Origin of the sequence: Micromonospora sp. NPDC049662, assembly GCF_040675055.1 — a bacterium.
GTDB lineage: Bacteria > Actinomycetota > Actinomycetes > Mycobacteriales > Micromonosporaceae > Micromonospora.
In genome coordinates this window covers 69,672-85,361 of the sequence record NZ_JBFAOC010000029.1, presented here as the reverse complement: position 1 = coordinate 85,361, position 15,690 = coordinate 69,672, and the positions used below count along the sequence as shown (strand labels likewise).

Below are 15,690 nucleotides of genomic sequence, written 5' to 3'. Positions count from 1 at the left end.
CCTCGTCAGTGTGGGAGGCCACTACATCCCTGAAGTTGCGCGGATCTTGCCGCCGGCCCGGCACGCAGGCCCGGCACGCCGGCGCGGGGGACCGGCGCGCGGGGGCGCAGCGCGCGAGGGCTTGGCATGCGACCGGCTTGGCATGCGACCGGCTTGGCATGCGACCGGCTTGGCATGCGACCGGCTTGGCATGCGACCGGCCTGGCGTGCGACCGGCCTGGCGCGCGGCCGGCCGGCGTGGGCCGGTGTCAGCCGAGTAGGGGGCGGAAGGTTCCGGCCAGGATGCTCGTCGTCAGGGCCGCGCCGGCCAGCGCCGCCGCACCGACGACCAGCAGCGTGTCGGCGAGCCGGAAGCGCTGCCGGCGGGCCACGGTACGGGGTGTGCCGGCGTCGAACCCGCGCGCGTCCATCGCGACGGCCAGCCGGGTACCTCGGCGGATCGCCCCGACCAGCAGCGCGAACGCCGTGGACGCGAAGAGTCGTAGCTTGGCTACCGGGTTGCGCCCCGCCTCGACGCCGCGGGCCCGGCGGGCCATGCTGATCATCTGCCACTCCTGTCCGAGCAGCGGCACGAGCCGGAACGCGGCCAGCGCCCCGATGGCGAACCGCGCCGGCGCCTTCGCGTTCTGGATCAACGCGTCCGCCAGGTCGGTCGGGTCGGTGGTGGCGAAGACGATCACCCCGGGCAGGGCCACCGCGAAGATCCGCAGCACCAGGCCGAGCGCGGTGAGCAGCACCCCGGTGCTCACCAGCACCGGCCCGGCGTCCAGCAGGACGCGACCGGACTGGTCGGCGGCGAAGAGCACCAGGGTGACCAGGATGCCGACGGCGCTGAGCAGCAGCGGCAGGGCCCGCCGGGCCAGGACCCGGTAGCGCAGGCCGAACAGCGGCAGCACGGCGAGTTCGACGGCGATGGCGACCGCGGGTGCCACCGGGTCGAGCGTGGCCAGCAGGGTGAACGAGAAGACCAACGCGGCGGCGAGCTTCGCCACCGGATTGCGGCGGGCCAACGGCGCTCCGGGCCGGGCGACCGGCTCGATGCTGATCATCGGCGTGGCTCCTGTTCGGCGCTGCGGCGTCGGTAGCGGCGCGTCGCCGCGTTCACGATCGCTCCGAGGTGACGGTTGCGCGCCGCCGCGCTCACGACCGCTCCAGGGTGACGGTGCGGTCGGCGAGCGCGGCGACGAAGTCCGGGTCGTGGGTGACGCTGACGACGCCGTGCCCGGCGTCGCGCAGGTCGGCGAAGAGGTCGACCAGCTCGCCCCAGGTCCGCCGGTCCTGGCCGAAGGTGGGTTCGTCGCAGATCAGCAGGCGTGGCGCGGTGGCCAGGGCCGTCGCCACGCTGAGGCGTCGCGCCTCCCCACCGGAGAGGGTGTACGGGTTGGCCGCCGCGAGCCGGGTCAGTCGTAACCGCTCGAGTAGCCCGGCCACCGTCGCCTTGACCGCTGCCTCGGGTTGACCCGTCCGGCGTGGGCCGAGCGCCAGCTCGTCGAAGACGGTGCCGGTGACGAACTGGTGCTCCGGGTCCTGAAAGACCGACCCGATGCGCCGCGCCAGCGTGGGGGCGCGCCAGCGGTGCGGGGGAGTGCGATGGTCGGCGTCGGCCAGCTCGGCCGAGGCGGTGACCCGGCCGGTACCCGGTTTGAGCAGCCCGCCGAGCAGCAGCGCCAGGGTGGACTTGCCGGCGCCGTTCGGTCCTCGTACGGCGAGGGCCTCTCCGGCGCGTACCGTCAGATCGGTGGGGCCCAGCCGCGACGGCAGGCCGAGCCGGTCGGCGGTGAGCAGCGCGTCGCCGGCGGCGGTGGTGGCCCGGCGCGGCGCGATGGGGTGGCCGGGCACCCAGACGCCCTCGGCGGCGAGGGCGTCGCCGTGCGTGGCGAAGACCGCGTCGGGTGGCCCGTCCGCGCGGATGCCGCCGCCGGGCTCCAGGACGACCACCCGGTCGACCAGGGGCAACGCCTCAGCCACCCGGTGTTCGACGAGGATCAGGGTGGTGTCGGCGTCCAGCGCGCCCGACACGGCGCCCCGGACCAGGGTGGCGCCGTCCGGATCGAGGTTGGCGGTCGGCTCGTCGAGCAGCAGCAGGCTGGGCCGCAGCGCCAACGCGCCGGCCAGGGCGAGGCGCTGCTGTTCGCCGCCGGAGAGGGCGGCTGTGTTGCGGTCGCGGGGGTACGGGAAGCCGACGCGCCGCAGCGCCTCGTCGACGCGCGGCCAGATCTCGTCCGCGGGTACGCCCCGGTTCTCCAACCCGAACGCGACGTCGTCGCCGCTGCGTGCCATGACCAACTGGGACTGCGGGTCCTGAAAGACGATGCCGACCCGCTCCCGGCCCTTGCGCGGGTCGAGCCCGTCGATCTCGACGGTGCCCTCCTGCTCACCGGAGTCGTCCGGCAGCAGCCCGGCCAGTGCGCTGAGCAGGGTGCTCTTGCCGGCTCCCGAGGGCCCGAGCAGCAGCACCCGCTCGCCGTCCTCCACTCGGAGATCCACCCCGCGCAGCGCCCAGGCCCGCCGCCCGGCGTGCCGCCACCCAAAACCCCGCAGCAGTACCCCCACAACCCCTCCTCCCGGTTCCCCACACGCTGTTGATCAAGAGGTTCGTGTCAGAATTCCGCCTCGTGGTGACGCGAACCTCTTGATCAACGAGGCAGGGTCGGACGAGGCCGGGTCGGACGGGGCCGGGTCGGACGAGGCCGGGTCGGACGGGACAGGGTCGGACGGGACAGGGTCGGACGGGACAGCGTCAGACCAGCGCGCGGGTTCGGCCTGATGGGAGGCGGTCCAGGGCGCCGGTGTTGGCCAGGGCGCGGGTGAGCGCCCAGCCGCCTACGCCCGCGATGATCGTGGCGCTGACGATGGTGAGCAGCGCGTACGGGATGCGGTAGTCGCCCAGCGCGTACTCGGCGTTCCAGACGAAGAAGTCGAACAGGGCCGCGCTGAGGCCGGTCAGCGCGCCGGCCAGCACCGCGGTCGGCAGCCGGTACGAGCGGTAGCGGAACGCGGCGAACGCCAGCTCGGCCCCGATGCCCTGCACGATGCCCTGCGGGATGACCGTGCCGGCCCACTGGCTGCCCAGCAGCGCGGACACGACGGCGGCCACCGTCTCGCAGTAGAGCGCCGCGCCGGGCTTGCGGATGACCAGCCCGCCGACCACGGCCGGCATCAGCCAGACGCCGTAGATCAGCGTCTGCGCCGGCGGGAAGAAGGCGAACGCGCCCTCGGTGGCGCTCCAGACCAGGCCCCAGGCCCAGAAGATGACGCCGAAGGCGACCGCGATCACCGAGGCGACCACGATGTCGATCGTGCGCCAACGGCTGGTGGTGTTGTCCATGCTGTGCTCCCAGTTCAGTGAAACGAACCAGGAGAAGACGCACGCCGCGCGTCCGGTGGCACCGGACCCACGGCGCGGCTGGAGGTCGACCGAACTCCCTGCGCTGGCATTACCCAGATCAGGTTCGAGGGTCTGCGGGCGTGCCCGCACTCTCAGCGCTGTGCGCTCCCCTGTCGGATGTGAAGTTGTCTCGCTGACGCTAGCACCGACCAGGGGTAACAGCCCAGCAGGGCGTCCCCGCGGCCGGCGCATCCGGGTCGGCGCGACGACGGCTGGGTAGGCTGACGATCATGCAGGTCGACGCGCGGGGTCTGACATTCGAGGTACGCACCGGCGGCCCGTCCGACGGCGTCCCCGTCCTGCTGCTGCACGGGTTTCCGCAGCACAGCGGCGAGTGGGACGAGGTCGTGCCGCCGTTGCACGCCGCCGGACTGCGCACGTACGCCCTCGACCAGCGGGGCTACTCGCCGGGCGCGCGCCCCGCCGAGGTGGCGGGGTACCGGATTCCCGAACTGGTCGCCGACGCGGTCGCGGTGCTCGACGCGCTCGGCCTGGACGCCGTGCACCTCGTCGGCCACGACTGGGGCGCGGTCGTGGCCTGGGCGGTGGCCGCCGCGCACCCGCAGCGGGTCCGTACGTTGACGGCGGTGTCGGTGCCGCACCCGGCGGCCATGGCACACGCGCTCGCCACGGACGGCCAGCAGAAGGCCCGGTCGTCGTACATCGCGCTGTTCCGCAAGCCGGGCAAGGCCGAGAAGGTGCTGCTCGCGTGGCACGCGACGGCGCTGCGCAAGCTGCTGGGCGGGGTGGGCGACGCCACCCGGGTGAACCGCTACGCCGACCCGATGCGCGAGCCGGGCGCGCTCACCGCCGCCCTGAACTGGTACCGGGCGATGTCCCGCGCGGACCTGGCCGCCGTGGCCCCGGTCGCCGTACCGACCACCTACGTGTGGAGCGACCGGGACGTCGCGATCGGCCGGACCGCCGCCGAGGCGTGCGCCGCCAACGTCACCGGCGACTATCGCTTCGTACCCCTGGCCGGGGTGACCCACTGGATCCCGGACGCCGCGCCCGACGCGCTGGCCGAGGCGGTCCTGGCGCGGGTCGCCGGGACGGCGTGAGCCGTGCCAGGCGGAGGAGAGCTGTGACCGCGCCCGTCGGCGGGCCGGGCACCCGTCGGTCGATCGCCGCGCAGCTCCGCCTGCTGGGCGTACGCCCCGGATCGACGGTGCTGGTGCACGCCGGGATGCGCCCGCTGGGCTACGTCTGCGGCGGACCGCAGGCGCTGGCGCTGGCGCTGCGTGACGCGCTCGGCCCGGACGGCACGATCGTGGTACCCACCCACACCCCCGACAACAGCGACCCCGCGCAGTGGCGCAACCCGCCGGTGCCGGTGGACTGGTGGCCGCTGATCCGCGCCGAGATGCCCGGCTTCGACCCGGCGGTCACGCCGAGCCGGCACATGGGCGTGTTCGCCGAGACGGTCCGCTGCTGGCCCTCGGCGATGCGTAGCACGCATCCCCAGGTGTCGTTCGCGGCGCTCGGCCCGTCGGCCGGGCAGGTGGTGGCGGGGCACGAACTGGCCGACATGCTCGGCGAGGGCTCGCCGCTGGCCCGGCTCTACGACCTGGACGCCGACGTGCTGCTGCTCGGAGTCGACCACAGCGTCAACACCTCGCTGCACCTGGCCGAGTACCGCCGTCCCGCCCTGGTCCGCGAGCGACTGGGCGCGGCGGTGCGGACTGCCGACGGCGGCCGGGAATGGGTGTGGTGGCAGGACGTCCGGCTCGACGGAAGCGACTTCGGCGCGCTGGGCCGGGACCTCGATGCCACGACGGTGGTCCGCGTCGGCCCGGTGGGCGCCGGGACGGCGAGGCTGGTACGCCAGCGGGCGACGGTCGACTTCGCGGTGCGGTGGTTCGCCCGCAACAGACGGACGGAGGACATATGACGGTGAGCGCCGGGGACTACCTGAGGGTGGTGACCGAGACGATGTCCCGGGTGGCCGCCAGCCAGGCCGAGGCCGTGGGCCGGGCCGCCGACCTGATCGCCGAGGCGGTACGCGCCGACGGGGTGGTGCACGCCTTCGGCACCGGGCACTCGGAGGCCCTCGCCATGGAGATCGCCGGCCGGGCCGGCGGGCTGGTACCCACCAACCGGATCGCCCTGCGGGACCTGGTGCTGCTCGGCGGCGAGCCGGCCGACGTGCTCGGGCCGCTGCTGGAACGGGACCCGGCGGTGGCGCACCGGCTCTGGGCGTTGGCTCCCGTACGGCCCGCCGACATCTTCGTGCTCGCCTCGAACTCCGGGGTCAACGGCGCGATGGTCGAGTTCGCCACGCTGCTCAAGGAGCGGGGTCACCAGCTGGTGGCGATCACCTCCGCACAGCATTCCGGCCGGATGACCTCCCGCCACCCGTCCGGGCGCAAGCTGGCCGACCTCGCCGACGTGGTGCTCGACAACGGCGCCCCGTACGGCGACGCGACGCTGCCGCTGCCCGACGGGGGCGCGGTCGGCGCGGTCTCCTCGATCACGGCCGCGCTGCTGGCCCAGCAGGTCACCGTGGAGGTGGTGGCCCGGCTGCTCGCGGCGGGTGAGCGGCCTCCGGTCTACCTGTCGGCGAACATCCCGGACGGGGACGCGCACAACAATGCGCTGGAGGCCCGGTACGTGGGTCGGATCCGTCGCGGGTCCTGACATTGCCGCACGATGAACGGCAGGTGTCGTGAGCCTGTTTCACGCTCGGTCGTGTGGGGCATTGGCGTTGCTGCCGGCGGCCGGGACCGCCGGCAGTACCGTCTCACCGGAGGTAGCGCGTGTCCAAGGAGACCGAGAAGCAACGCTGGCAGCGCAACTTCGCCGACCTGCTCCAGGAGTTGCGGGTCGCCCAGACCGGCGTGCAGATCCTCTTCGCCTTCCTGCTCACCCTGCCGTTCAGCAACGGGTTCACCCGGACCAGCGAGTTCCAGCGCGACGTCTACATCGTCGCCCTGCTCGCCGCGGCCGCCGCCACCGCGATGATCATTTCGCCGGTGGCGTTCCACCGGGCGCTGTTCCGCCAGGGGCGCAAGCCGGAACTGGTGCGGTTCGCGCACCTCATGGCGACCGGCGGCCTCGCCTTCATGCTGATCGCCATGGTCAGCGCGGTGCTGCTGATCACCGACTTCGTGCTGGACCGGCCGATCGCCTTCGTGTTGAGCGCGCTGGCCGGGCTCTGGTTCCTCGTCTTCTGGGTGATCCTGCCGTTCGCCCGCCGCAACTGGGGTGACGACGACATCGACGACGAGGACGACGACCCGGACACGCTCAGCGTGGGCTGATCTTCGTCGATGTTCCCGCCACGCTACCCCTGGGTAACAACCGGGGGTAGCGTGGCGTTAGTCGCACACGTCGAGCAGCCGCACCGAGCTTCGAGGGGGCAGCCGTGACCACGACACAGGACGGCCGACCGGCACCGGACGGCCCCGAATCCGGTCCTGCCCCCGAACCCGGTGCCTCGGCCGGCACCGCCGCGCCGCTGCCCGCCGAGGCGGGCCAGGTCTCGGAGAAGGAGGCCCGCCGAGTCGCCGAGGCCGCCCGCGAGTCCACCTGGGACCGTCCCAGCTTCGGCAAGGAACTGTTCCTCGGCCGGTTCCGGCTCGACCTCATCGACCCGTGGCCGCGCTCCGACCCGGACGACGTGGCCCGCGCTGAGGAGTTCCTCGGCCAGCTGCGCTCCTTCGTCACCTCCGAGGTGGACGGCGCGGCCATCGAGCGGGACGCCTCCATCCCCGACTCCGTCTTCCACGGCCTCGCCGACCTCGGCGCGTTCGGCATGAAGATCGACCGGAAGTACGGCGGCCTTGGGCTCAGCAACCTGCACTACTGCCGGGCCCTGATGCTGGCCGGCTCGGCCAGCCCGGCGATCGGCGCGCTGCTCTCGGCCCACCAGTCGATCGGCGTGCCGCAACCGCTGAAGATGTTCGGCACCGCCGAGCAGAAGCAGCGTTTCCTGCCCCGACTCGCCGCAGGGGAGGTCTCCGCGTTCCTGCTCACCGAGCCGGACGTCGGCTCCGACCCGGCGCGCCTCGCCACCACCGCCGAACCGACCGACGACGGCACCGGTTACCGGCTCAACGGCGTGAAACTCTGGGCCACCAACGGCACCGTGGCCACCCTGCTGGTGGTGATGGCCCGGGTGCCCGCCACCGAAGGTCGACGCGGCGGCATCACCGCGTTCGTGGTGGACGGCGACAGCGCCGGCATCACCGTGGAACGGCGCAACGAGTTCGTCGGCCTGCGCGGCCTGGAAAACAGCCTGACCCGTTTCCACGACGTCTTCGTGCCCGCCGAGAACGTCATCGGCGGCGAGGGCAAGGGCCTCAAGATCGCCCTGACCACGCTGAACACCGGCCGGCTCTCCCTACCGGCCATGTGCGTGGGCGCCGGCAAGTGGGCGCTGCACGTGGCCCGGGGATGGGCCGCCGACCGCGTCCAGTGGGGACGACCGGTGGGCGAGCACGAGGCCGTCGCCCAGAAGCTCTCCTTCATCGCCGCGACCACGTACGGCATGGAGACCATGCTCGACCTGTGCTGCCTGCTCGCCGACGACGACCGCAACGACATCCGGATCGAGGCGGCGCTGGTCAAGCTCTACGCCAGTGAGATGGCCTGGAAGATCGCCGACGAGCTGGTCCAGATCCGGGGCGGGCGCGGCTACGAGACCGCCGACTCGCTGGCCGCCCGCGGCGAACGCCCGGCCAACGTTGAACAGGTGCTCCGCGACCTGCGCATCAACCGGATCTTCGAGGGCTCCACCGAGATCATGCACCTGCTGATCGCCCGGGAGGCCGTCGACGCCCACCTGTCGGTGGCCGGCGACATCATCGACCCGGAGGCGGGGCTCGGCCGCAAGGCCCGCGCCGGCGCCCGAGCGGGAGCGTTCTACGCGCGGTGGCTGCCGACCCTCACGGTCGGCAAGGGCCAGAGCCCATCGGCGTACGCCGAGTTCGGCCCCCTCGCCGGCCACCTGCGTCAAGTGGAACGCTCCTCGCGCAAGCTGGCCCGTTCGACGTTCTACGCGATGTCCCGTTGGCAGGGAAAGATGGAGCGCAAGCAGGCGTTCCTCGGGCGCATCGTGGACATCGGCGCGGAGCTGTTCGCGATGTCCGCCGTCTGCGTCCGCGCGTCCGCCGAACGTGACTCCCACCCGGAGAACGTCGAGCTGGCCGACCTGTTCTGCCGGCAGGCCCGCGTTCGGGTGGACGCGCTGTTCGCCGCCCTCTGGGACAACACCGACTCGGTCGACACCGCCGCCGCCAAGCGGATCCTCGCAGGCCGCTACGCGAGCGTGGAGGAGGGCGTCGTCACCCCGTCCGCCGAACTGCCCTGGGTGGCCCGCTGGGAGCCCGGCCCGTCCACCGCCGAGGACGTCCGCCGCCGTATCCCCCCGAAACCGTAACGTTCGCGACAGGTCCCCCGCCCCATCGGCGGGGACGATCGCGGCGTTGGCAGGGAGATCGTGCTCGATCCTGGATCCAGTGGCATCCCTCCGACCCCGAGGCCACTACTTCCTGGTTCGAGCACGATCGCGGCTCGGCTCGGCGCGGCTCGGCTCGGCGCGGCTCGGCTCGGCTCGGCTCGGCGCGGCGCGGCGCGGCGCGGCGCGGCTCGGCTCGGGGCGCGGGTCGGGGCGGCGCGGCGCGGGTCGGCGCGGCGCGGCGCGGGTCGGGGCGGCGCGGGTCGGGGCGGCGCGGGGCGGGGCGGCGCGGGGCGCGGGTCGGGTCGGGGCGGGGCACGTCAGCGGGCGACCGCCCAGGCCAACACCCCGGCCAGGATCAGACCGTTGAGCACGGCCAGCGCGAGGTACGCGGCGGGCGGGATCTTCTTGCCCCGGCGGACGAAGGAGACCAGCACGGCGGCGTAGCCGAGCAGCAGGACGGCGATGACGATCAGGAAGTAGAACACCCGACGACCTTAACGGCCTGCACCCGCCCCTCCGAGCCGCCGCCACACCCCCGCCCCCGCGCCCCCCGCCCCCGCGCCCCCCGCCCCCGCGCCCCCCGCCCCCGCGGCCCGGGTCCGGTGTCCGCGCCGATCTTGCACTTTCGGTCGTCAACTCGGCACGGTATGCCCCTTTAGTCACCACAGAAAGTGCAAGATCGCGAGGCGGTCACCGCCCGATCTCGTCGATCATGGAGTTGTGGTGCCTGTTATGGGGGTTGACGGGTGCTTTGTCGCCCACCAGAACTCCATGATCGACGGGCGAGGGTGCGGGCGGGGTGGGGCGGACGTGGGGGTGGGGGTGAGGGCGCGCCCGTGGGCGGGGGCTTGGGCGCGGCTGGGTGAGGGTGACGGTCGGCGTGAGGGCGTGTGGCGGGGGTGAGGGTGACGGTCTCGGCGTGAGGGCACGTGGCGGGGGCGAGGGCGTGGGCGCGTGGGGAGGGCGCGGGGGGAGGGCGCGTGGGGAGGGTGAGAGCGTGGGCGCGGGTGGGCGCGTGGCGGGGGCGTGGGCGCGTGGCGGGGCGTGGGCGCGTGGCGGGGGCGAGGGCGTGGGCCCGGGTGGGCCCGGGTGGGCGCGTCGAGGGTGCGTCGAGGGCGCGTGGCGAGCGCGAAGGTGGGCGTGCGGGCGCGGGGTTAGGGCTGGGGGTTAGCGGGATTTGTGGCGGAGGCCTAGGTGGCGTAGTTCCAGGGCGGCCAGGGCGTCGACGGTGTTGTCGTCGCCGCGTCGCCACGCCTCGGCGACGTCGGGCGCGATCCGGGTGAGGCGGCCCAGCGGTTGGGTGGCCAGCGCGCGGAGCGCGAGCAGGTCCCGTCCGGCGGGTACGGCGGCGAGCTTCGCGGCCGAGCCGGCGCGGCGCATCCAGCGCAGCCGCAGCGGCAGCCAACCGAAGAGCACCAGACCGAGCGGGAAGATCAGCACCGCGACGGCGAGGGCGAGGGCGAGTTGGTCGACGAGGTGCTGCTGCTCCCGGCCGGCGTCGGCGAGCCCTCGGGCGGCGTCGGCGGCGCGCTGGAAGGGCGCGGTCAGCTCGTCACCGACCAGCGGTACCCGGCGTACCTTGCCGCCGGCGTCGGCGAGGTTGTCGGCGAGGCCACTGCCCGCGCCCTCCAGCTTCTGCCCGGGTACGGCGAGCTTCTGCACCAGGTCGTGCAGCCAGAGGGCGGCGCGGATCGCGGCGTACACCCAGATGACGACGAGCAGGTCGGTGAGCAACTGACGGACGGCGGTCGGAAACCGATCGGCGTAGATCTTCACGTCGGACAGCGTGCCACGAACGACGACGGCCCGGCACCCGTCGATTCGGTGGCCGGACCGGAGGGCGGGAACCAGGCGTCGATCAGGCGAGCCGCAGGTCCACGAACGCGATGGTGTCGCCCGGTAGGACGTACCGTTCGGTCTCGACGAAGCCGTGGTGGCGGGCGAACCGCAGGCCCTCGTCGTTGGACGCCAGCACGACGGTTTCGATGGTCTGCGCGCCCAGCTCACGGGCCCGGGCCAGCCCGCGCTGGTAGATCTGCTCCCCGTAGCCGTGCCGGCGGCTCTCGGGTAGCACCCGGGCGATCACGGTCGCGGCGTCGGGTGCCGGGGGACGTACGGTCGAGCAGCCCACGGCGACCCCGTCGGCGTACGCGACCTCAAGGATGTGGCGCTGGGCGCGAGCGGCGATCTCGTCGGCCGACAGGGGCGCCGTCGGGATGATCGAGTTGTGGATGTGCTGCCAGTCGCGCAGCGCCGTCTCAGCGCCCGCGGACTGGACCGGCGTGAACCGAAGGCCCGTCATCGGACACAGGTCGGGCAGGTGCCGAAGATCTCCAGGGTGTGGCTGACGTCGGCGTACCCGTGCTCGGCGGCGACTCGGTCCGCCCAGCTCTCCACCGCCGGGCCGGCGACCTCGACCGTCCGCCCGCAGGCCCGGCAGACCAGGTGGTGGTGGTGGCCCTCGCTGCACCGGCGGTAGAGGTGCTCGCCACCGGGCGGGCGCATCACGTCGATCTCGCCCGCGTCGGCCAGCCCCTGGAGGGTGCGGTAGACGGTGGTCAGGCCGACCCGCTCGCCGCGCTGCCGGAGCATCGCGTGCAGATCCTGGGCGCTGTGGAAGCCCTCCATCTCGCCCAGCAGCGCGCTCACCGCCGAGCGCTGCCGGGTGTTGCGTACGGCGGCGTTGCTCTCGCTCATGATCCCTCCCCCGCGTGACTGACCGCGTCCGCCACGATGTGCGCGACGTGCTCGTCGACCAGGCTGTAGGCGATCTCCCGACCGCGCCGCGAGCCCCGCACCACGCCCGCCCCGCGCAGCACCCGCAGGTGCTGGGAGACCAGCGGCTGCGCGGCGCCCAGCTTCTCCACCAGCTCGTGCACGCACCGCTCGCCGTCGGCGAGTTCGCTGACGATGGCCAGCCGGATGGGCGCGGACAAGGCTCGGAGCAGTTCGCTGGCTCCGTCGAAACCCTCGTAGCCCGTTGCGCTGGTCATCTTGCAACGGTAACCAATACCACCGACATCCGCCGATCCGGCACGGCTAGTCCAGCACGACCTCGTGCGGCTCCAGGGCTGGTACGAGCGCCGGCGCGGTGCGGCGGTGCCGCCTACGCCAGATCGTCCCGGCGACGGCCATCACCAGGAAGGAGGCGATCGCCAGCAGTACCACCGAGGCCCCGGGCGGGGTGTCGGCGCTGGCGGCCACCCAGACACCCGAGCCGGCGGCGAGGAACCCGAGCGCCATGGCGGCGGTCATCGTGCTGCGGAAGCCCCGGGTGACCTGCTGGGCGGCGGCCACCGGAACCACCATCAGCGCGCTGATCAGCAACACGCCGACGGCCCGCATCGCGATGGTGACCGTGACCGCGGTGGTGACCGCGATCAGCAGGTTGAGCGTGCGCACCGGGAGGCCGGAGACGCGGGCGTACTCCTCGTCGTGGCTGATCGCGAAGAGCGCCGGTCGCAGGGCGATCATGGTGATCAGGATCGCCGCACCGAGCACTCCGACGGTGATCAGGTCGTTGGTCGAGGTGGAGAGCAACGATCCGAACAGGTAGGCGTTGAGGTTGGCGCTCGTCGCGTCCGAGAGGCCGACCAGCAGGACGCCACCGGCGATGCCGCCGTAGAAGAGCAGGGCCAGGGCCAGATCGCCGGAGGTACGCCCGCGGGCGCGGACCAGCTCGATGGTGATCGCGCCGACGGTGGCGACGATCACCGCCACCAGCACCGGTGAGCGGTTCAGGAGCAGGCCTGCGCCGACACCCGTCAACGCCACGTGGCCGATGCCGTCGCCGATCAGCGTCAGTCGGCGCTGCACCAGGTAGATGCCGAGCGCCGGAGCGGCCAGGCCGATCACCAGCGCGCCGATCAGGGCACGCTGCATGTAGGGGTACTGGAAGAGTTCCATCGTTAGTTGCTCCACAGCCCGGCGGGCTCGTCGGGACCGTGCGGGTGCACGTGGTCGTGGTCGGGCTCGGCGTGGTGGCCGGCCGGGTCCGGGACCGGGCCGTCGTGACAGATGCCGCCCTGGTGGACGACGACCGCCCGGCTGATCACCGGTCGCAACGGGCCCAGCTCGTGGGCCACCAGCAGCACCGTCCCGCCGTCGGAGACGAAGTCGCGCAACGCGCCCGCGAACGCCTCCTGGCTGGCCGCGTCCACCCCGGCGGTGGGCTCGTCGAGGATCAGCAACTCCGGCTTACCGGCCAGCGCGCGGGCGATCAGGGTGCGCTGCTGTTGACCGCCGGAGAGGGTGGACACCGGATCGGTGGCCCGGTCGGCGAGCCCGACCGCCCGCAGCGCCGCGTCGACGGCGGCCCGGTCGGCGGCGCCGGGCGGGCGCAGGATGCCCCGGCGGGCCAGCCGGCCGGAGGCCACCACCTCACGGACGGTGGCGGGCACGCCCGACCCGGCGCCGAGGCGCTGCGGGACGTACCCGATGCGCTGCCACTGGCGGAACTGGCGCAACGGCCGGTCGAAGAGGGTGATCGAGCCGGAGCTGAGCGGCACCAGGCCGAGGATCGTGCGGATCAGCGTGGACTTGCCGGAGCCGTTGGCGCCGAGCACCGCGACCACCTCCCCGGCGGTCACGGTGAACGAGACGTCCCGGAGCACGGTGCGGCCGTCGTAGCCGACCGCGCCGTGTTCGACGGTGATGACAGGGGTGCTCATGAGCAGCTCAACGCCGTCCGCAGGGTCCGCAGGTTGGTACGCATCACCGAAAAGTAGTCGGCGTCGCTGCCCGCTGCGAGTCCTTCGATCGGATCGAGCACCGCGGTCTTCGCGCCGACCTGACCGGCGATGGTCTCGGCGACCTTCGGGCTGACCAGCGCCTCGAAGAAGATCGTGGTGGCGTGGTGCTCCTTCGCCTCCTCGATGACCTGGGCGAGCCGCTGTGGCGAGGGCTCGACGTCGGGGCTGAGCCCGGTGATGCCGACCTGGTCGAGGCGGTAGCGGTCGGCGAGGTAGCCGAACGCGGTGTGGCTGGTCACGATCTCGCGTCGCTGGCAGGTCGCCAGGCCCTTGGTGAACTCGCCGTCGAGGGTGGTCAGGTCGGCGCGCAGGGCCGCGGCGCGGGCGGTGTAGTCGGCGGCGTGCTTCTCATCGACCGTGCCGAGCTGTTGGGCGAGCTTGTCGCCGATGGTGGCGAGCCGGATCGGGTCGAGCCAGACGTGCGGGTCCTTGGCGTGCCCGTGCCCCTCCTCCCCCTCCTCGTCGCCCTCGTGGTTGTGGCCGCCGGCGCTCGCGTCCATCAGCGGCTGCACGCTGGCCACGTCGAACACGGGTGCGTCGTCGTCCTGCGCGATCGCCTCGTCCACCGCGGGCTGGAAGCCCTTGAGGTAGACGATCAGCTCGGCCTCGGTGATATCACCGACCTGGCGTGGGCTCAGCTCCAGGTCGTGCGGCTCGGCGCCGGGCTTGGCCAGGTTGGTGACGCGGACGGCGTCGCCGCCGACGCGCTCGGCGACGAACTGGAGTGGGTAGAACGCGGCCACCACGTCGACCCGTTGGGGATCGGCGCCGGCCGGGCCGGCGGTGGAGCAGCCGGCGGCGGCGCCCAGGGCGATCAGGGCGGTCGCGGCGGCGGCCAGGACACGGGACGTGGTGCGGTTGCTCATGCCGCCAACTGTCCGTGGTAACGACAATGATTGTCAAAAACGCATGCTTGCATGTCAGAGCAGCTTCGCCAGGCCCACCGTCACCAGCAGAGTCAGCATCAGCAGTCGGACCACCCTCGTCTGCGGCGCCTGAACCGACCACGTGGTCGCCAACAGGACGATCAGGGCGGCGGCGAGGGCCAGCGTCAGCAGGCCGCCGACCACCCCCGGCGTGAAGAACGCCACCAGCACCACCACCAGGGTGAGCAGGAACACCGACGTCGGGTTCGCCCCGGCCAACCGGGCCAGCAGAGGGCGCTGCGTACGCTGCATCCCACAGACTCTACGAGGAGGAACCCCCGGTGCTGGTGACCAACCGGTTCGTGGTCGACGTCGATGTCGCCGACGGCTTCACCGAACGGGCGCACGCCGCCCTCACCGCGCTGGCCGCCTGCCCCGGCTACCTGCGCGGCCAACTGGTCCGGGCCCTGGACGACCCCCGCTACTGGTCCCTGGTCACCGAGTGGGAGTCGGTCGGCACCTACCGGCGGGCGCTGGGCGCCTTCGAGGTCAAGGTGAGCGCGGTGCCGTTGCTCGCCGAGTCGGTCGACGAGCCGTCCGCGTACGAGGCGCTGGCCAGCGCCGCGCCGGGCGGAGCCGTGGTGGTCGCCGAGAGTGATCGGGCCGCAGGTCCTTACCGCTGAGACTCGGGCACTACCCTGCTCCTATGACCGCACCCGCCCCGCCGCCCGGTCCCGGTGTGGCTCCGCCCTTCGCCGCGCCTCCCACCGAGGGGCGTCGTACCCGGCTCTGGATCGGACTCGGCGTCGGCGCCCTCGCCGTGCTGCTCTGCTGCGGCGGGGGTGGCACGGCCATCGTGGGCCTGGCCGTGAGCGGCGTGCAGGCGGTACGCGAGCAGGGCCGCACGGTGACCGGCGACTACTACCAGGCGCTCGTCGAGCGCAACTACGGCCGGGCGTACGACCAGCTCTGCGACGACGCGCAGCGGCGCGAGTCCCGCCCCGAGTTCGAGCGGCGGGCGGCCGCCGAGCCGCAGGTCACCGCGTTCCGGGTGGGTGAGGTGGACACCACCAACCTCACCGTGCCGGTGGACGTGACCCTGGACGGCGGCGACCGGGAGCGTCAGCAGGTCAGCCTGGGTCAGGACGGTCAGACCGGTGGCATGGAGGTCTGCGGGGTGAGCTGACCCGCCCCCGGTATTCTGCTGGGCTCGGGGCGACGGTGGTCGTACCGTTGTTCCGAACCGACCGTTCCATCCACATCTCGCCCCCGCCGACCGCCAGC

At 73.1% G+C, this 15,690-nt stretch carries 19 protein-coding genes and 1 riboswitch; of the genes, 7 read left to right on the top strand and 12 right to left on the bottom strand.

What is annotated here, in order from left to right; translation table 11 throughout:
- Positions 1–248 precede the first annotated feature (248 nt).
- The 3 genes from AB0J36_RS21630 to AB0J36_RS21620 all read right to left on the bottom strand — a co-directional run bounded on the left by AB0J36_RS21630 (position 249) and on the right by AB0J36_RS21620 (position 3,328).
- Positions 249–1,049 carry an energy-coupling factor transporter transmembrane component T gene (locus AB0J36_RS21630; RefSeq protein WP_357133269.1) on the bottom strand — a complete coding sequence of 267 codons (801 nt, stop codon included), beginning with the start codon at positions 1,047–1,049 and terminating at the stop codon, positions 249–251.
- A 91-nt stretch (positions 1,050–1,140) separates the two neighbouring features.
- On the bottom strand, positions 1,141–2,544 hold the full coding sequence (locus AB0J36_RS21625; RefSeq protein ID WP_357133375.1) for an ABC transporter ATP-binding protein: 1,404 nt from the start codon (positions 2,542–2,544) through the stop codon (positions 1,141–1,143).
- A gap of 196 nt (positions 2,545–2,740) precedes the next feature.
- The gene (locus AB0J36_RS21620) at positions 2,741–3,328 is read right to left on the bottom strand and encodes an ECF transporter S component (RefSeq protein ID WP_357175824.1); all 588 of its coding nucleotides are present in this window, start codon (positions 3,326–3,328) and stop codon (positions 2,741–2,743) included.
- A 77-nt stretch (positions 3,329–3,405) separates the two neighbouring features.
- A riboswitch (TPP riboswitch) is annotated at positions 3,406–3,510 on the bottom strand.
- A gap of 108 nt (positions 3,511–3,618) precedes the next feature.
- On the opposite strand from AB0J36_RS21620, the gene AB0J36_RS21615 reads away from it, so the two are divergent.
- From AB0J36_RS21615 to AB0J36_RS21595, 5 genes are all read left to right on the top strand, one after another.
- The gene (locus AB0J36_RS21615; protein WP_357133272.1) at positions 3,619–4,449 is read left to right on the top strand and encodes an alpha/beta fold hydrolase; all 831 of its coding nucleotides are present in this window, start codon (positions 3,619–3,621) and stop codon (positions 4,447–4,449) included.
- A gap of 23 nt (positions 4,450–4,472) precedes the next feature.
- Positions 4,473–5,279 (top strand): AAC(3) family N-acetyltransferase, encoded by an 807-nt coding sequence (locus AB0J36_RS21610; protein ID WP_357175821.1) that lies wholly within the window; start codon positions 4,473–4,475, stop codon positions 5,277–5,279.
- Positions 5,276–6,025 (top strand): SIS domain-containing protein, encoded by a 750-nt coding sequence (locus AB0J36_RS21605; RefSeq protein WP_357133276.1) that lies wholly within the window; start codon positions 5,276–5,278, stop codon positions 6,023–6,025. Before AB0J36_RS21610 ends, AB0J36_RS21605 begins: the two co-directional genes overlap by 4 nt.
- 119 nt (positions 6,026–6,144) lie before the next feature.
- Entirely contained in the window at positions 6,145–6,648 is a 504-nt protein-coding gene (locus AB0J36_RS21600) for a DUF6328 family protein (RefSeq protein WP_357133278.1), read from the top strand.
- Between the two features lie 197 nt (positions 6,649–6,845).
- Positions 6,846–8,768, top strand: coding sequence for an acyl-CoA dehydrogenase family protein (locus AB0J36_RS21595; protein ID WP_357133377.1), 1,923 nt, complete (start codon positions 6,846–6,848; stop codon positions 8,766–8,768).
- Positions 8,769–9,106: 338 nt separating this feature from the next.
- Here the strand turns inward: AB0J36_RS21595 and AB0J36_RS21590 are convergent, their stop codons facing one another.
- From AB0J36_RS21590 to AB0J36_RS21550, 9 genes are all read right to left on the bottom strand, one after another.
- Complete coding sequence (locus AB0J36_RS21590) at positions 9,107–9,274, bottom strand: hypothetical protein (protein ID WP_357133280.1); 168 nt, start codon at positions 9,272–9,274, stop codon at positions 9,107–9,109.
- Between the two features lie 682 nt (positions 9,275–9,956).
- Positions 9,957–10,565: a hypothetical protein gene (locus tag AB0J36_RS21585; protein ID WP_363661042.1), complete on the bottom strand. Its 609-nt coding sequence runs from the start codon at positions 10,563–10,565 to the stop codon at positions 9,957–9,959.
- A gap of 82 nt (positions 10,566–10,647) precedes the next feature.
- A complete protein-coding gene (locus AB0J36_RS21580; RefSeq protein WP_357133284.1) occupies positions 10,648–11,091 on the bottom strand; it encodes a GNAT family N-acetyltransferase in 444 nt (147 codons plus the stop codon).
- Positions 11,088–11,486 (bottom strand): Fur family transcriptional regulator, encoded by a 399-nt coding sequence (locus AB0J36_RS21575; protein WP_357133286.1) that lies wholly within the window; start codon positions 11,484–11,486, stop codon positions 11,088–11,090. The genes AB0J36_RS21580 and AB0J36_RS21575 overlap by 4 nt, the downstream gene beginning before the upstream one ends.
- Entirely contained in the window at positions 11,483–11,782 is a 300-nt protein-coding gene (locus AB0J36_RS21570) for a metalloregulator ArsR/SmtB family transcription factor (RefSeq protein ID WP_282257156.1), read from the bottom strand. Before AB0J36_RS21570 ends, AB0J36_RS21575 begins: the two co-directional genes overlap by 4 nt.
- Before the next feature lie 46 nt (positions 11,783–11,828).
- On the bottom strand, positions 11,829–12,695 hold the full coding sequence (locus tag AB0J36_RS21565; protein ID WP_357133289.1) for a metal ABC transporter permease: 867 nt from the start codon (positions 12,693–12,695) through the stop codon (positions 11,829–11,831).
- A gap of 2 nt (positions 12,696–12,697) precedes the next feature.
- Complete coding sequence (locus AB0J36_RS21560) at positions 12,698–13,459, bottom strand: metal ABC transporter ATP-binding protein (RefSeq protein WP_357133291.1); 762 nt, start codon at positions 13,457–13,459, stop codon at positions 12,698–12,700.
- On the bottom strand, positions 13,456–14,406 hold the full coding sequence (locus tag AB0J36_RS21555) for a metal ABC transporter substrate-binding protein (RefSeq protein WP_357133293.1): 951 nt from the start codon (positions 14,404–14,406) through the stop codon (positions 13,456–13,458). The genes AB0J36_RS21560 and AB0J36_RS21555 overlap by 4 nt, the downstream gene beginning before the upstream one ends.
- 54 nt (positions 14,407–14,460) lie before the next feature.
- The gene (locus AB0J36_RS21550) at positions 14,461–14,718 is read right to left on the bottom strand and encodes a hypothetical protein (RefSeq protein WP_357133295.1); all 258 of its coding nucleotides are present in this window, start codon (positions 14,716–14,718) and stop codon (positions 14,461–14,463) included.
- Positions 14,719–14,747: 29 nt separating this feature from the next.
- Between AB0J36_RS21550 and AB0J36_RS21545 the strand changes: the two genes are divergently transcribed.
- Together AB0J36_RS21545 and AB0J36_RS21540 are read left to right on the top strand one after the other, a co-directional pair.
- Positions 14,748–15,089 (top strand): antibiotic biosynthesis monooxygenase, encoded by a 342-nt coding sequence (locus AB0J36_RS21545; RefSeq protein WP_007463893.1) that lies wholly within the window; start codon positions 14,748–14,750, stop codon positions 15,087–15,089.
- 23 nt (positions 15,090–15,112) lie between these two features.
- Complete coding sequence (locus AB0J36_RS21540; RefSeq protein ID WP_357133299.1) at positions 15,113–15,592, top strand: hypothetical protein; 480 nt, start codon at positions 15,113–15,115, stop codon at positions 15,590–15,592.
- The last annotated feature ends 98 nt before the right edge of the window (positions 15,593–15,690 follow it).

Excerpts from the sequence above, each read along its gene's own strand:
- AB0J36_RS21630 (WP_357133269.1), bottom strand. The coding sequence starts at position 1,049 with ATGATCAGCATCGAGCCGGTCGCCCGGCCCGGAGCGCCGTTGGCCCGC.
- AB0J36_RS21605 (WP_357133276.1), top strand. The coding sequence starts at position 5,276 with ATGACGGTGAGCGCCGGGGACTACCTGAGGGTGGTGACCGAGACGATG.
- AB0J36_RS21560 (WP_357133291.1), bottom strand. The coding sequence starts at position 13,459 with ATGAGCACCCCTGTCATCACCGTCGAACACGGCGCGGTCGGCTACGAC.
- AB0J36_RS21615 (WP_357133272.1), top strand. The coding sequence starts at position 3,619 with ATGCAGGTCGACGCGCGGGGTCTGACATTCGAGGTACGCACCGGCGGC.
- AB0J36_RS21540 (WP_357133299.1), top strand. The coding sequence starts at position 15,113 with ATGACCGCACCCGCCCCGCCGCCCGGTCCCGGTGTGGCTCCGCCCTTC.
- AB0J36_RS21550 (WP_357133295.1), bottom strand. The coding sequence starts at position 14,718 with ATGCAGCGTACGCAGCGCCCTCTGCTGGCCCGGTTGGCCGGGGCGAAC.
- AB0J36_RS21565 (WP_357133289.1), bottom strand. The coding sequence starts at position 12,695 with ATGGAACTCTTCCAGTACCCCTACATGCAGCGTGCCCTGATCGGCGCG.
- AB0J36_RS21555 (WP_357133293.1), bottom strand. The coding sequence starts at position 14,406 with ATGAGCAACCGCACCACGTCCCGTGTCCTGGCCGCCGCCGCGACCGCC.
- AB0J36_RS21570 (WP_282257156.1), bottom strand. The coding sequence starts at position 11,782 with ATGACCAGCGCAACGGGCTACGAGGGTTTCGACGGAGCCAGCGAACTG.
- AB0J36_RS21575 (WP_357133286.1), bottom strand. The coding sequence starts at position 11,486 with ATGAGCGAGAGCAACGCCGCCGTACGCAACACCCGGCAGCGCTCGGCG.
- AB0J36_RS21580 (WP_357133284.1), bottom strand. The coding sequence starts at position 11,091 with ATGACGGGCCTTCGGTTCACGCCGGTCCAGTCCGCGGGCGCTGAGACG.
- AB0J36_RS21620 (WP_357175824.1), bottom strand. The coding sequence starts at position 3,328 with ATGGACAACACCACCAGCCGTTGGCGCACGATCGACATCGTGGTCGCC.